The sequence below is a fragment of the Streptomyces sp. H51 genome (genome assembly GCF_035656535.1).
Classification (GTDB): domain Bacteria; phylum Actinomycetota; class Actinomycetes; order Streptomycetales; family Streptomycetaceae; genus Streptomyces.
Genome location: NZ_JAYMHD010000089.1, coordinates 58,566 through 72,579, shown reverse-complemented (window position 1 = coordinate 72,579; position 14,014 = coordinate 58,566). Strand labels below are relative to the sequence as shown.

Sequence of the window (14,014 nt, the reverse complement as noted above, 5' to 3'; positions counted from 1 at the left end):
GAGAGATGACGTCGCAGGCCGCGGAGGGACCGGAGTCGGTCACCGCCTCGCGCCGCTCCAAGATCACGCCGGAGCGTGAGCGGGAGTTCTACGACGCCGTCCTCGAGCAGATCCGCGAGTGCGGGTACGACGCCGTGACCATGGAGGGCATCGCCGCGACCACCCGCTGCAGCAAGTCCACGCTCTACCGGCAGTGGAAGACCAAGCCGCAGTTCGTCGCGGCGGCGCTGCGCGCGTCCCGCAAGGTGCGCTTCGCCGGCATCGACTCCGGCTCGCTCGCCGAGGACCTGCGGCTGGCCGCGCGGGCCGCGGGGGACTGGACGGGCAAGGACACCCGGCTGCTCCAGGCGCTCGGCCACGCCGTCACGCAGGACCGGGAACTGCAGCGGGCGCTGCGCGAGGCGCTGGTCGACCCGGAGATCACCGCGCTCAGGAACATCCTGCGGCGCGGCGTCGACCGGGGCGAGATCGCCGCCGACCACCCGGCGCTGGAGTTCGTGCCGACGCAGATCTTCGGTGTCCTGCGCGTCCGCCCGGTCCTGGAGGGCAAGTACGCCGACCCGGACTACCTGGTGCGGTTCGTGGAGGCCGCCGTGCTGCCGGCGCTGGGACTGACCTGAGACCCAGGCCGCCGTCCGTGGGATGACAGGACGGTGGCCTGCTCGCGCCGCACCGTGGGGACGGGGGCGGCGCGCACCCCCCGGCCGGGTGGGGTTCCTCTTGAGCGGAGAGGCGCCCCACCCGGCTGATCCCCGGCTCAGACGTTCTGGCCGTTGCCGCTGCCGGTCGACACCTCGATGCCCTTGGTGATGTCGTCGATGACGGACTGCTTCTCGCCGACGTCCACACCGAAGCGGACCACGACGATCCGGGAGGGGTTCGCGGGCGACGGGAACGCGAGCGACTCGACGTAGCCGTCGGCGCCCTTGCTGGTGACCGCCTTCCAGCGGACCAGGTAGCCCTTCTGCCCGGCCACGGTGACGGCCTTGGACGCCAGCACGTCGTGCGCGGTGATCGAGCCGTAGCTCTTGCCGCCGTAGGACTCCTCGGCGTTCTTCTCGATGTCGGCCTTCGCGACCGCCTCGGCCGTGCTGCCCGCGGTGCCGAGCGCCTCGGCCGGCGCCGAGTAGGCGCCGCCCTTGGTGCAGGTCGCGGAGGTGTCGCCGGGGCACTTGTAGGAGTCGTTGGACGTCACCTGCGCGCCCGCGGTGATCTGCTGGCCGTACCAGCCGTCCGGGATCGGGATGCTGATGCCGCTGATCGCGTCGGTCACCGACCCGCTCTCGATCTTCGGCGCCTCGGACTGTCCAGGTCCGGGCGACTCGGACCCGCCCGAACCGCCGGACCCGCCGGGACCACCGGGGCCGCCCGGGCCTTCCTGGCCGCCGGGACCGCCCTGGCCGCCCGGCCCCTGCGCCGCGCCGGCGCCGGTGCCGCCCGAGTCGCCGCCGTCGGACAGCGCGTACACGCCCACGCCTATGCTCGCGAGGACCACCACGGCGACCGCGACGGCTATGCCCGTGCGCGCGCCGCGCCGCGGGGCGGCCGGAGGCTGGGCGGGATAACCCGGGTAGCCCGGTTGGCTCGGGTAGCCCGGTTGGGCCGGGTAGCCCGGTTGGGCCGGGTAGCCCGGTTGGCCCTGATACCCGGGGTAGCCGGGATACACGGGATATGCGGGCCGGCCGGGCTGGCCGGGAAGGGCCGCCTGAGTGGCCGGATGCGCCCCGCCCGCGGGATCCTGCGCCGGGGGACCCCATACGGCGGCCGTGCCCGCGGGGCGGGTCCGGTCCGTCCATGCCTTGCCGTCCCACCAGCGCTCGCTGGCGGGACCCTCACTTGTCTGCCCGGGATCGGGGTACCACCCGGGAGGAGTCACCTGCGTCATGCCCCCACCGTATGAGGCGTCGGTGAAAGGGGGATGAGAGGATCCGCCCTCCGGACGGTTCCGCCGCGTTCGCGGCGTCGGCGAGGACGTCGGGCCGGGTCCCAGGGGCGTGTTCCGGCCACCTGGACGCACGCCGCCGCGGACGGCGCGGAGGCGAACCTCGGCCGTCCGGCCGACGACCGCGCCCGCGTCCGTGGCCCGTCCGGCCGCGTGTGCGTCCGCCTCCGTGGCCGTCCGGCCGTGTGTGCGTCCGCCTCCGTGGCCGTCCGGCCGTGTGTGCGTCCGCCTCCGTGGCCGTCCGGACTGGTGTGCGTCAGCGGCCCGTCCGGCCGGGCGCCCGCGTCCGTGGCCCGTCCGGCAGGCGCCCGCGCCCGCGGCCCGCCCCGGGCGCGGGTGACGCCGTACGGCCCGGGCAATGGGTGAGTGACTGTCAGGGAAACCGCGGGCAAAGGCCGTTGGGTGTCCCACGCCGCCCGCCTCCACCTCTCGTGGGCCGTCCTGGCAACATCCGGCCGGACCGGTCTCCGGTTCGGCATGCGGACGGCTACTCTCGGGTTCAGTACGTCGTCCGGGCGACTCGGGGAGGTAGCGGGATGACGGAGGGCCGGCCCCCAGAGGCCGCCTCGGCTTCCCTGTGGGAGCGCGAAGAGGAGGTCGCCGCCGTCACGCGGGCGATCGACACCCTCTGCGCCGACGAGTCGTCCGCGGGCAGCCTCCTGGTGATCAGGGGCGAGGCCGGCTTCGGCAAGACCGCCCTGCTCGCCGAGGCCCGCCGCATCGCCGAACAGCGTCGCTGCACGGTGTGGGCGGCCCGCGGCGGCGAGACCCTCGGCTCCGTCCCCTACAACGTCGTACGGCAGTTGCTGCAGCCCGCGCTGGTGTCGCTGATGCCCGAGGAGGCCCACGAGTACCTCGGCGACTGGTACGACGTCGCGGCCCCCGCGCTCGGGATGGCGGAACCCGGCGAGCACCAGGCCGACCCGCAGGGCGTGTGCGACGGCCTGGTCGCCGCGGTGCGCCGGCTCGCCCGGCGCCACTGGCCGCTCGTGCTGCTGATCGACGACGCGCACTGGGCCGACGAGGAGACGCTGCGCTGGCTCGCCGCGTTCGCCGAACGCCTCGACGACCTGTCCGTGCTGGTCGTCGTCGCCCGCCGCCCCGGCGTGACCGGCGGCGCGAGCGCCCGCCACCTCGACGCCGTCGCCGCCGCGGCGGACCACCCCGTCACCACCCTGAGGGCGCTCACCCCGGACGCCACCGCGGGGCTCACCCGCGCCACACTGGGCAGCCACGCCGACGACCCGTTCTGCCGCGAGGTGTGGGCGGTCACCGGCGGCAACCCCTACGAGACCGTCGAACTCCTCGCCAAGGTGCAGGACAGCGAGCTGGAGCCGACCGAGAACGCGGCGGCCGAACTGCGCGCCCTGAACCGCACCTCGCGCGGCGGCGGCCTCGTCGCCCGCCTCGAAGGGCTCGGCATCGACGCCACCCGGTTCGCCTGGGCGGCCGCGATCCTCGGCACCGGCATCTCCGTCGACCTGGTCGCCCGCCTCGCCACCCTGAACCGCGAGGACGCGCTGCGCTGCGCCGAACTGCTGCGCGGCGCCCGCATCCTGACCGGGACCGACCCCGCCGATCCACAGGCCGACGCCGGCGAACTGGAGTTCGTCCACCCGCTGATAGCGAGCGCCGTCTACCAGTCCATCCCCGACGCCCTGCGCACCGCCATGCACGGCATCGCCGCCCAGGTCGTCACCGACTCCGGGCTGGGCCCCGCCGCGGCGTCCCGTCACCTCCTCCTGGTGCACCCGGACGACGACCAGGAACTCGTCGAGCAGTTGCGCGAGGCCGCTCACGAACACCTCGCCGTCGGCGCCCCCGACGCCGCCCGCCGCTGCCTCGAGCGCGCCCTGCGGGAGCCGCCCGCCCCCGCCGTCCACGCGCGCGTGCTGTACGAACTCGGCTGCGCCACCCTGCTGACCGCGCCCGCCAGGACCGTCGAGCACCTGCGGTCCGCGCTCGCCCTGCCGGGACTGGAGGGCGACGCGCGCGTCGACGCCGTCTGCCGGCTCTCCCAGGCCATGCTCCACAACGGCCAGCTGGACGAGGCCGTTCGCACCGTCGAGGCCGAGGCCGCCCGGCACCCGGAGGGCCCCGCCAGGACCCGGCTGCAGGCCGTGCAGTACATGTGGGAGGGCGTCCACGCGGGCGAGGCGGGCCCGCCCGGCCGCTCCGCGCGCCTCGCCGCGCTCGCCCGGGGCTGCGCCGGCCGCAACAACTCCGAACGCGCCGTGCTGATGCTGCGCGGCTTCGACGCCCTGCTCCAGGGCGAGAACGCCGAGGAGGTCGTCGGCCTGTGCGACCGCTCCCTGGTCAACGGCCGCCTCGCCCCGGGACTCGGCTGGACCGACACCGAGTGGGGCGTCGAGCCGCTGCTGATGCTCGCCAGCTCCTACGCCTACACCGACCGCCTGGACCGCGCCGAGAGTCTCTGCAACGAAGCGGTGCGCGCCTACGAGTCGGCCGGCTGGAGCGGCGGCCACCTGGCCCTCGCCCACGCCCACCTCGGACTCGGGTACCGCAGGCGCGGCCGGCTCCGCGAGGCCGAGGCGTCCCTGCGCGAGTCGCTGCGCCTGGCCGAACGCGTCGGCCGCGGCCTGCCGCTGTACTGGAACGCGACCTGCAACCTCGTCGACGTCCTGCTCGCCCGCGGCCATGTCGACGAGGCCTGGGCGGTCGCCGAGCGGCACGGTTTCGCGCCGCCCTACCCGTCCACCGTCGTGATGCCCGACCCGCGGTCGGTGCGCGGCCGGCTGCTGCTGGCCGTCGGCCGCGTCAAGGACGGTGTCAACGAGTTGGAGGAGGCCGAGAAGGCGGCCGCCGCGCGCGGCCACCACAACCCGGTGGCCGTCCCCTGGGCCCTCGACCTCGCCCGCGTCCTGGCCGCCGAGGACCCGGCACGGGCCGGGCGGCTCGTCGCCGACGCCCGCAGGCGGGCCGAGCGCTTCGGCACGGACACCGCCGTAGGAGAGGCCCTGCGCTGCGCCGCCGCGCTGGAGACCGGCCAGCCCGCGGTGCGGCTGGCCGCGCAGGCCGTCGCCTACCTGGAGGCCTCGCCCTGCCAGTACGAGCACGCCGCGGCCCGGGTCGAGCACGGCATCGCCGCCCGCTCGGCCGCCGAACTCGACCGGGGCCTGGCGCTGGCGCGTTCCTGCGGCGCGGACGGCCTGGCGGCCCGGGCACGCGAGGCGCTGCGCGCCGCCCGGGAACCGCGGTAGGCCACGAGGCGGCCGACGGCCGCCCGGCGACGACGGCCGCCCGCGCCCGCCAGGGCCGCAGACCGCCTGCCGCGCTCGCGCCGGGCCGACGGCCGGCGGCCGGCCGATCGGCCGATCGGCAGGTGGCGCCGATCGGCAGGTGGCGCCGGTCGGCTGCTCGTGCCCGCCGGGTCGCGGGCCGGACGCGCCCGGCGCCCCCGAGGTGCCCGGTGCACATCGTGAGCCCCGGTGCAGTCGGTGCATCCCCGGTGCACCCGATGTGCCGGTGCACCCGATGTGCCCGGTGCACCCGGCACCCCGGGTGTGCCCGCGTCGGCCGGGTTCCGTCGCGGTAGCCGCCCGTGCGCGGCTCCTGGGTCGCCGGGACCGGCCAGGTGCGGGTGGGCGGGACCGCCGGGGAGTGCAATGCAGCCGGCGCCCACGGTGAGCGCGGACTCGCCGTGGGCGGGGTGGTGAGCGCGGATCGGCTGTGGGGCGGGGGTGGTGAGCGCGGATCGGCTGTGGGGCGGGGGTGGTGAGCGCGGATCCGCCGTGGCGGGGCGGAGAGCCGGTCGGCAGGGCGGCGAGCCGGTCGGCGGGGCGGAGAGCCGGTCGGCAGGGCGGAAAGCCGGTCGGCGGGGCGGCGAGCCGGCCGGCGGGGTCACCCCTCTTTCCGCGGCGCCCCGTCCTCCTCGGCGAGTACGCGCCGGGCCGTCGCGAACGCCGAGTTCGCCGCCGGGACCCCGCAGTACACGGCCGTCTGCAGCAGCACCGCACCGATCTCCTCGGGCGTCAGCCCGTTGCGGCGCGCCGCCCGCACGTGCATGGCCAACTCGTCGTGGTGGCCGTGCGCGGCCAGCGCGGTGAGGGTGATCATGCTGCGCTCGCGGCGGCTGAGCGTCGGGTCGGTCCAGATCTCACCCCAGGCGTAGCGGGAGATGAAGTCCTGGAAGCGCGCGGTGAAGGGGGTCTGCCGGGCCTGCGCCCGGTCCACGTGCGCGTCGCCGAGCACCTCGCGCCGCACCTCCATGCCCCGCTTCGCACCCCCGCCGAAATGGGTGCGCAGGGCCGTGAGCACGGCCTCCGGGCGTTCGGCGGGCGCCAGGTGGGAGGCGCCCGGCAGTTCCACGAGCGTGGCGCCCGGCACCGCGTCCGCGATCTCCCGCAGATGGGCCGGGGGCGTCGCCGGGTCCTCCCGGCCGGCCACCAGCAGCGTGGGCGCGGAGATCCCGGCCAGCCGGTCGCGCAGGTCGTAGGCGGCCAGCGCGTCGCAGCAGGCGGCGTACGCCTCCGGGTCGGTGTTCCGGTGGTCGCGCACCAGCTCCGGCACGGTGAACCCGGGCGTGAACCAGCGGGCGTCGGCGCTCTCGACCAGCCAGTCCATGCCCTCCCGGCGGATCCGCTCGGCCCGCTCCTGCCAGGGCCCGGCGCCGTTGAAGTGGGCCGAGGAGCAGACGACGGCCAGCGAGGACACCCGCTCGGGACGGTGCACGGCGAGGTGCAGACCGACCGCGCCGCCCAGCGACACGCCCGCGTAGGCGAACCGTTCGACGCCGAGCGCGTCGGCGAGCGCGAGGACGAGGTCCGCGAGGTCGCCGACGGTGGCGCCGGGCCCGATCAGGCCGGCCGGCGAGCCGCCGTGTCCCGGCAGGTCCCAGCGGATCACCCGGTGGGTGACGGACAGCTCGGGCGCCACCTTGTCCCACAGGGCGCAGGAGGTGCCCAGCGAGGGCCCGAGCAGCAGCGGGGGAGCGGAAGCGGGCCCCTCGGCACGGTGGTTGAGGAGTGTGTCGGTCAACGTCGCTCCAGCGCACGGTCGGTGAGGGTCCCGGCGGAGCCGGTACAGCGGGTGGGGTCGGTCGCGTCGCCCAGGTCGAGGCCCTTCAACGCCGGTTCCTCGGAGAGGAGTTCGGCCAGCGGCCGGCCCTCGGTGCGGGTGCGCCGGGCCAGTTCGGTGAGCAGGGCCTTGGCGTGGGCGCGGCCCAGGACGTCGGCCAGTTCGGCCGACAGCCGCTCGGAGACGATCAGCCCGTGGGTGAGGTCCAGGTGCTCGCGCATCGCGTCCGCGTGCACCCTGAGTCCCTCGGCCAGTTCCGCGGCGTCGCGGGCGGCGCCGCCGACCAGCCGGAGCAGGTCCCTGAGCGGCTCCCACTCGGCGTGCCACGCCCCGGCGGGCCGCTCGTCCTCGGCGACCAGCGAGCCGTACAGGGTGGCCGCCAACTGCGGGGCGCGCCGGGCCGCGGCCACCACCAGGGTGGCGCGCACCGGGTTCGCCTTGTGCGGCATGGCGGACGAACCGCCGCCGCTGCCCTCGGCGACCTCGGCGATCTCGGTGCGCGAGAGGGTCAGCACGTCGGCGGCGGCCTTGCCCAGCGCCCCGGCCGTGAAGGCCAGGCACCCGGCCAGGTCGGCGACCGGGGTGCGCAGCGTGTGCCAGGGCAACAGGGGTGCCCGGAGCCCGAGTTCACGGGCGTACGCGGCGGGCAGCCCGGTGGGGTCGGCGGCCCCGTACGCCGTGAACGCCGCCAGGGTCCCCGCCGCGCCGCCGAGTTGCGCGGGCAGCGAGCCGCGTACGGCGGTGACGCGGTCGCGCGCGTCGAGCACCAGCGACCGCCACCCGGCCGCCTTCAGCCCGAACGTGGTCGGTACGGCGTGCTGGGTGAGCGTGCGTCCCGGCATCGCGGTGTCCCGGTGGGCGGCGGCGAGCCGGGCCAGCGCCCGCTCGGTGCGGCCGAGGTCGGCGAGGACCGGATCCAGGGCGCGCACGGCGACCAGCATCGTCGCCGTGTCCATGATGTCCTGGCTGGTGGCGCCCCGGTGGACGAAGTGCCCGTACTCCTCGCCGGCCGCCCGCGTCAGGTCGGCGGCCAGGGGGATGACCGGGTTGCCGCCGGCCCGGGCGCGTCCGGCGAGGGCGGCCACGTCGAAGCGGGCCGGGTCGGCCGCCCGCGTCACCGCGTCCGCCGCCTCGGCCGGGACGAGCCCGAGGGCGGCCTGCGCGCGGGTCAGCGCGGCCTCCGCGTCGAGCAGGGCCCGCAGGAACGCGCTGTCGCTCGTCGCGGACGCGGCGGGGGAGCCCGCCCACCCCGGGGCGAGCAGGCCGTCGGAACCGGCAGATGTCACTGGAACTCCAGGAAGACCGTCTCGCCCTCGCCCTGAAGGCGGATGTCGAAACGGTAGGTGCCGTTGCCCTCGTCCCGCGCGATCAGCGTGTCGCGGCGGCCGGTGTCCAGCCGGGACAGCAGCGGGTCGGCCGCCAGCGCCGCCGACGCCGCCTCGTCGCCCGGCAGGTAGCTCCGCGTGAACAGGTGCACGAGCAGGCCCCGCGCGAACACGCACACGCTCACGTACGGGGCGTTGCGCCCGCGCGCCCCGGGCCGCAGGGTGCGCGCGTACCAGTGGCCGTCGGCGTCGGTCTGGACGCGCCCGAACCCGGTGAACTCCACGCCGTTGCGGCCCAGGTGGCCGCCGGTGGCCGGGTCCCGCCGCATCGAGCCGTCGGTCGTCGGCAGGTTGCCCCGGGTGTCCGGTCCCCACAGCTCCACCAGGGCGTCCGGCAGTCCCCCGCCCTCGCCGTCGTACACGTGGCCGTGCAAGGTGACGGTGTCCGGGTGCCCCTGGGGCGCGACGTCCTCGCCGCCGCGGAAGGGCAGCGCGAACCCGTAGAAGGGCCCGACCGTGTGCGAGGGGGTGGGCAGCACGTGCTCCGGGCCGCTGGTGTCGATCTTCGTCATGCCGGTCGGCGTCCTTCTTCGATCCAGGTGGCGTTCGGGCCGTCCAGCACGATGTCCCAGTGGTAGCCGAGCGAGAACTCGGGGACGGACAGGCCGTGGTCGTACGTCGCGATCAGCCGCTGCCGCGCGGCGTCGTCGGTGACCGACTGCAGGATCGGGTCGTAGGGGAAGAGCGGGTCGCCGGGGAAGTACATCTGCGTCACGAGCCGTTGGGTGAACGCCGTGCCGAACAGCGAGAAGTGGATGTGGGCGGGCCGCCAGGCGTTGACGTGGTTGCGCCAGGGGTAGGGGCCGGGCCGGACGGTGGTGAAGCGGTAGCCGCCGTCGTCGTCGGTGAGCGTGCGGCCGACCCCGCTGAAGTTCGGGTCCAGCGGCGCGTCGTGCTGTTCGCGCTGGTGGGCGTAGCGGCCGGCCGAGTTGGCCTGCCAGATCTCGATGAGCTGGCCGCGCACCGGGCGGCCGTCGCGGTCCAGCAGCCGGCCGGAGACGGTGATGCGCTCGCCGACCGGCTCACCGGTGTGCCCGCGGGTGAGGTCGTTGTCGATGCCGGTGAGGTCGCGCTCACCGAAGGCGGGGGAGGACAGCTCCACCAGCTCCGGGTCCTCGGAGACGTCGATGGCGACCGGCGGCTGCTCGGGGTGGCGCAGCACGGAGGAGCGGTACGGGGCGTAGTCGCGGCGCGGGTGGTGCTCGACGGGGGCGCCGCCGGCGACGCGCTTCTCGTACGCGTCGTGCTCGGCGGCGATCTCGAGGTCGATGTCGTGCTGGGTCAGTGTCATGGGATCAGCGGCTTCCTTGACGTGCGGGCGACGACGGCGAGGCGGGTACCTGAGACCTACCCGTTCGGAAATAATCAGGGCACTGACTGATCGGTGAAGTTTCCTTCACGCTGCCATCGTCCGGTCCATGACGTCAATACCCGGGAAATTGTCGGGTCATAGGTGTGGGAGGCCGGGCGGACAGTCCGCTCGGTACCGGGTATCGTTCAGTGCACCAACGAATCCGAGCGTGCGTCAACGCATCGACCACGGGAGCGCGCATGGCCGCGGTGGACCTCACCACCCATCCCGGGCACTTGGCCCGGCGGCTGCAGCAGGCCCACTACCTGCTGTGGAACACGATGGTCTCGGAGGAGATCACCTCGCCGCAGTTCGCGGTCCTCAACACGCTCGTCGCCGAACCGGGCCTCGACCAGCGGACGGTGGGGGAGCGGGTGGGGCTCGACCGGTCCACGATCGCCGAGGTGATCAGCCGCCTCGGCCGCCGCGGGCTGCTCGACAAGGTGCGCGATCCGCAGGACGGCCGCCGCTTCCTGCTGAGCCTCACCGACGAGGGGCTGCGCACCCACCGCAAGCTGACCGTGCGCACCGCCCGGATGAACCAGGTCTTCCTGGCGCCGCTGTCCGCCGCCGAGCAGGGCGTCTTCTTCGAGCTCGTCCAGCGGGTCGCGGACGCGGCCGAGGGGCTGCGCAATCCGCCCGAGTCCCCGGCGCCGCGGGGCTGAGCCCCGGTGAGCCCGGGCCGATCAGGATCTCGCCGCGAACACCACCCACACCTGCCCCCGCGCGAATGAGACCCGCGAGCCGTCCGCGGCCGTGAACCGGGTGCCGTCGCCGGGCCGCTCGCGCGTCCAGTCGACGTCGTACACCCGCCCGTCGCGCAGCACCCGCGCCTTCCCGGAGCCCACCGTCTCGGTGTACGGCGTGTTGTTGCCGAGGACGTCGCGGAAGGCGGACGGGCGCACCTTCACGTACTGCACGACGACGGTGGCGGGCGCCACCCGCTCGCCCGCCGTCGTCACCGCGGGCGTCCCGTCCATCGACACCAGCCAGCGGTGCCGGCTCGCCGACCAGGTGAAGGTGAAGCGGGCGGCCGGGAAGCGCACGGTCCGCGAGGACTCCGGCCGGCCGCCCTCGGGGGCGGCGCCGTAGCGGAAGCCGGTCGTCAGCGCGCCCGGGCCCGGTGCGGCGGACAGCAGGCGGCCGGGGCGCAGGTAGAGGTTGTGCGGGGCGGCCCGGCCGGTGCCGCGGAAGTAGGCGTTCGGCGCGTCGTCGGGGGTCTTCGGCGTCAGCGGCGCCTTGTCGATCAGCGGCAGCAGCCTGTGCTGGGCTCCGGAGAACGCGAGCAGCGGGTCGTCGAACTGGCCGAGCAGCTCCAGATCGGACTCGCGGGCGCTGCGCACCGGCCCCACGACCTTCGGCAGTCTGCTCGCGTACACCGCCACCAAGCGGCTCAGTCCGCCCTCGACCTGCTCGGCGTAGACGATGTCGGCGGAGTCGAGGCCGGTGTGCGGCCGTGCCGCGGGCGCGTTGTCGATCTTCACGGCGAGTACCGAGCCGTCGGCCGCGTCCTGGCTCGGCGCCGGCGTCCGCGGGTCTTTGCGGCCGTCGTCCCGCGGGAGTCCTCCCGAGCAGCCCGCCACCAGCGCGGCGGCCGTCATCGTGGCGGCCAGCAGGGCCGCCGCCGTCGCGGTACGTCGCCTGCGTGCCGTGCGTCGCGTGCGTGCCGTGAGTCCCGTCCGTCCTGTGTGTCGCGTGCTCACCCTGGCCACCACTCCCTTGTGCCACCGATTGTCGCGGCAGGGGAGCACGGGTGGCCATACCCGATCGGTCCTGATCGCGCGCGCCGGAAGGGCCGATCGGCCCCGTGCGCGGTTCGTCCCCGGTCGCCCGGGTACCCGGCCGCCATCGCAGACCGGACCGGACCGGGTCAGTAGAGCGAAAGCTTGCAGACCGGAACAAGTTGAACGGAATCGGACCGAACAAGACCGGACCGGACCGGAGCAGGACGCAGGACTGGCACCGGCGACGGAGGGAGCGGCCGCCATGAAGGCAGTGACCTGGCAGGGCAAGCGCGACGTACGGGTGGAGACCGTGCCCGATCCGAAGATCGAGGAACCGACCGACGCCGTCATCCGCATCACGTCCACCGGACTGTGCGGCTCCGACCTGCACCTCTACGAGGTGCTCACCCCCTTCATGACGCCCGGCGACATCATCGGACACGAGCCGATGGGCATCGTCGAGGAGGTCGGCGCCGGAGTGCCGGACCTCTCGGTGGGCGACCGGGTGGTCGTGCCGTTCCAGATCGCGTGCGGCAACTGCTGGATGTGCCAGACCGGCCTGCCGACCCAGTGCGAGACCACCCAGGTCACCAGCGAGGGCATGGGCGCCGCCCTGTTCGGTTACACCCGGCTGTACGGCTCGGTGCCGGGCGCCCAGGCCGAGTACCTGCGCGTCCCGCAGGCGCAGTTCGGCCCGATCAAGGTCCCGGAGGGGCCGCCGGACGACCGCTTCGTCTACCTCTCCGACGTCCTGCCCACCGCCTGGCAGGCGGTCGCCTACGCGGACATCCCGCAGGGCGGAAGTGTCGCCGTGCTCGGCCTCGGGCCGATCGGGGACATGGCCTGCCGCATCGCCCGGGCGCGCGGCGCCGGGCGGGTGTTCGGGGTGGACCTGGTCGGCGAGCGGCTGCGCCGGGCCCGCGCCCGGGGCGTGGAGACGTACGACATCAGGGGCTTCGACAGCGAGAAGGAACTGGTCGCGGCCATCCAGGACCAGACCGACGGGCGGGGCCCGGACGCCGTGATCGACGCGGTGGGCACCGAGGCCCACGGCAGCGCCGCCGCCCGCCTGGCCCAGCAGGCCTCGGCCATGCTGCCCCGGAAGCTGAGCGGACCGTTCACGGAGCGCTTCAGCGTCGACCGGCTCGCCGCCCTCCACACGGCCATCGAACTGGTGCGCCGCGGCGGCACGATCTCGCTCTCCGGCGTCTACGGCGGCATGGCCGACCCGCTGCCCATGCTCACCCTGTTCGACAAGCAGATCCAGATGCGCATGGGGCAGGCCAACGTGCGCCGCTGGGTCGACGAGATCCTCCCGTACCTCACGGACGAGGACCCGCTGGGCGTGGACGACTTCGCCACCCACCGGGTGCCACTGTCCGACGCGCCGCGCGCCTACGAGATGTTCCAGAAGAAGCGCGACGGCGCCGTCAAGGTGCTCATGCAGCCCTGAACCGGGAGCGGATCGCGAGCACGCGGTCAGCCGGGGGAGCCGAGGATCTGGTCCAGGTCGTAGCGCACCGGCTCCTCCAACTGCTCGTAGGTGCAGCTCTCCGGCGTCCGGTCCGGACGCCAGCGGCGGAAACGGGCGGTGTGCCGGAACCGCGCGCCGTTCTCCATGTGGTCGTACGCCACCTCGGCCACCCGCTCCGGCCTGAGCGGCACCCAGGACAGGTCCTTCTTGCCCGACCAGCGGCTCGGCGCGCCCGGCAGCCGGGCGGTCTCGTGGGCCGCCTCGTCGGACCAGGCCGCCCAGGGGTGGCCGGACACGTCCGCCATGCGCAGCGGCTCCAGCTCCTCGACCAGCTCGGCCCGCCGCTTCATGGAGAAGGCCGCCGACACGCCCACGTGCTGCAGGGCGCCCCGGTCGTCGTACAGGCCCAGCAGCAGTGAGCCCACCACGGGCCCGGACTTGTGGAGGCGGTAGCCGGCGACGACGACGTCCGCGGTGCGCTCGTGCTTGACCTTGAACATGGCGCGCTCGTCCTGCAGATAGCGCAGGGTGAGCGGCTTGGCGACGACACCGTCCAGGCCCGCCCCCTCGTACTCGTCGAACCACTGCGCCGCCACGTCGATGTCGGTGGTCGCCGGCGCCACGTGGACCGGGGCCGTCACCTCGGACAGCGCCATGACCAGCAGGGACCGCCGGTCGGCGAGCGGCACGTCCATCAGTGACTCGTCCGCGAGGGCCAGCAGGTCGAAGGCGACGAACGACGCCGGCGTCCGCTCGGCCAGCGTCCGCACCCGGGAGGCCGCCGGGTGGATGCGCTCGGTGAGCGCGTCGAAGTCGAGCCGGCCCTCCCGGGCGATCACGATCTCGCCGTCCAGCACGCAACGCTCGGGCAGCCGCTCCCGCAGCGCGTCCACCAGTTCGGGGAAGTACCTGGTCAGCGGCTTCCCGGTGCGGCTGCCCAGCTCGACCTCGTCCGCGTCGCGGAAAACGATCGCCCGGAACCCGTCCCATTTCGCCTCGTACTGCATGCCCGGCGGGATCTTCGCCACCGGCTTGGCGAGCATCGGCTTCACGGGCGGCATCACCGGGAGATCCATGCCCCGATTCTGCTCGCTCCCGCCC

At 74.8% G+C, this 14,014-nt stretch carries 11 protein-coding genes; 4 read left to right on the top strand and 7 right to left on the bottom strand.

Annotated features, from left to right (window positions below; genetic code table 11):
* Nucleotides 1-5: 5 nt before the first annotated feature.
* Nucleotides 6-620 carry a TetR/AcrR family transcriptional regulator gene (locus VKA29_RS36270; protein WP_324790336.1) on the top strand — a complete coding sequence of 205 codons (615 nt, stop codon included), beginning with the start codon at nt 6-8 and terminating at the stop codon, nt 618-620.
* A gap of 137 nt (nt 621-757) precedes the next feature.
* On the opposite strand, the gene VKA29_RS36265 is transcribed toward VKA29_RS36270, so the two are convergent.
* Nucleotides 758-1,885 carry a DUF2510 domain-containing protein gene (locus VKA29_RS36265; protein WP_324790335.1) on the bottom strand — a complete coding sequence of 376 codons (1,128 nt, stop codon included), beginning with the start codon at nt 1,883-1,885 and terminating at the stop codon, nt 758-760.
* Nucleotides 1,886-2,478: 593 nt separating this feature from the next.
* Between VKA29_RS36265 and VKA29_RS36260 the strand changes: the two genes are divergently transcribed.
* Nucleotides 2,479-5,163 carry an ATP-binding protein gene (locus VKA29_RS36260; protein WP_324790334.1) on the top strand — a complete coding sequence of 895 codons (2,685 nt, stop codon included), beginning with the start codon at nt 2,479-2,481 and terminating at the stop codon, nt 5,161-5,163.
* 640 nt (nt 5,164-5,803) lie between these two features.
* On the opposite strand, the gene pcaD is transcribed toward VKA29_RS36260, so the two are convergent.
* From pcaD to pcaH, 4 genes are read right to left on the bottom strand one after another with little or no spacing between them, the layout of a single operon-like run.
* On the bottom strand, nt 5,804-6,940 hold the full coding sequence (gene pcaD, locus VKA29_RS36255; protein WP_324790333.1) for a 3-oxoadipate enol-lactonase: 1,137 nt from the start codon (nt 6,938-6,940) through the stop codon (nt 5,804-5,806).
* Nucleotides 6,937-8,265: a 3-carboxy-cis,cis-muconate cycloisomerase gene (gene pcaB / locus VKA29_RS36250; RefSeq protein ID WP_324790332.1), complete on the bottom strand. Its 1,329-nt coding sequence runs from the start codon at nt 8,263-8,265 to the stop codon at nt 6,937-6,939. The genes pcaD and pcaB overlap by 4 nt, the downstream gene beginning before the upstream one ends.
* Nucleotides 8,262-8,876: a protocatechuate 3,4-dioxygenase subunit alpha gene (pcaG, locus tag VKA29_RS36245; protein WP_324790331.1), complete on the bottom strand. Its 615-nt coding sequence runs from the start codon at nt 8,874-8,876 to the stop codon at nt 8,262-8,264. The genes pcaB and pcaG overlap by 4 nt, the downstream gene beginning before the upstream one ends.
* Nucleotides 8,873-9,655, bottom strand: a complete 783-nt coding sequence (pcaH, locus tag VKA29_RS36240; RefSeq protein ID WP_324790330.1) for a protocatechuate 3,4-dioxygenase subunit beta — start codon at nt 9,653-9,655, stop codon at nt 8,873-8,875. Before pcaH ends, pcaG begins: the two co-directional genes overlap by 4 nt.
* A 260-nt stretch (nt 9,656-9,915) precedes the next feature.
* On the opposite strand from pcaH, the gene VKA29_RS36235 reads away from it, so the two are divergent.
* Nucleotides 9,916-10,380 (top strand): MarR family winged helix-turn-helix transcriptional regulator, encoded by a 465-nt coding sequence (locus VKA29_RS36235; RefSeq protein WP_324790329.1) that lies wholly within the window; start codon nt 9,916-9,918, stop codon nt 10,378-10,380.
* Nucleotides 10,381-10,401: 21 nt separating this feature from the next.
* Here the strand turns inward: VKA29_RS36235 and VKA29_RS36230 are convergent, their stop codons facing one another.
* Complete coding sequence (locus VKA29_RS36230; protein ID WP_324790379.1) at nt 10,402-11,316, bottom strand: DUF3048 domain-containing protein; 915 nt, start codon at nt 11,314-11,316, stop codon at nt 10,402-10,404.
* A 385-nt stretch (nt 11,317-11,701) separates the two neighbouring features.
* Between VKA29_RS36230 and VKA29_RS36225 the strand changes: the two genes are divergently transcribed.
* Nucleotides 11,702-12,892, top strand: a complete 1,191-nt coding sequence (locus VKA29_RS36225) for a zinc-dependent alcohol dehydrogenase (RefSeq protein WP_324790328.1) — start codon at nt 11,702-11,704, stop codon at nt 12,890-12,892.
* 26 nt (nt 12,893-12,918) lie between these two features.
* On the opposite strand, the gene VKA29_RS36220 is transcribed toward VKA29_RS36225, so the two are convergent.
* Nucleotides 12,919-13,989 (bottom strand): ATP-dependent DNA ligase, encoded by a 1,071-nt coding sequence (locus VKA29_RS36220; RefSeq protein ID WP_324790327.1) that lies wholly within the window; start codon nt 13,987-13,989, stop codon nt 12,919-12,921.
* Nucleotides 13,990-14,014 lie beyond the last annotated feature (25 nt).

Excerpts from the sequence above, each read along its gene's own strand:
- VKA29_RS36225 (WP_324790328.1), top strand. The coding sequence starts at position 11,702 with ATGAAGGCAGTGACCTGGCAGGGCAAGCGCGACGTACGGGTGGAGACC.
- VKA29_RS36235 (WP_324790329.1), top strand. The coding sequence starts at position 9,916 with ATGGCCGCGGTGGACCTCACCACCCATCCCGGGCACTTGGCCCGGCGG.
- VKA29_RS36270 (WP_324790336.1), top strand. The coding sequence starts at position 6 with ATGACGTCGCAGGCCGCGGAGGGACCGGAGTCGGTCACCGCCTCGCGC.
- pcaG (WP_324790331.1), bottom strand. The coding sequence starts at position 8,876 with ATGACGAAGATCGACACCAGCGGCCCGGAGCACGTGCTGCCCACCCCC.
- VKA29_RS36220 (WP_324790327.1), bottom strand. The coding sequence starts at position 13,989 with ATGGATCTCCCGGTGATGCCGCCCGTGAAGCCGATGCTCGCCAAGCCG.
- VKA29_RS36230 (WP_324790379.1), bottom strand. The coding sequence starts at position 11,316 with ATGACGGCCGCCGCGCTGGTGGCGGGCTGCTCGGGAGGACTCCCGCGG.
- VKA29_RS36260 (WP_324790334.1), top strand. The coding sequence starts at position 2,479 with ATGACGGAGGGCCGGCCCCCAGAGGCCGCCTCGGCTTCCCTGTGGGAG.
- VKA29_RS36265 (WP_324790335.1), bottom strand. The coding sequence starts at position 1,885 with ATGACGCAGGTGACTCCTCCCGGGTGGTACCCCGATCCCGGGCAGACA.
- pcaH (WP_324790330.1), bottom strand. The coding sequence starts at position 9,655 with ATGACACTGACCCAGCACGACATCGACCTCGAGATCGCCGCCGAGCAC.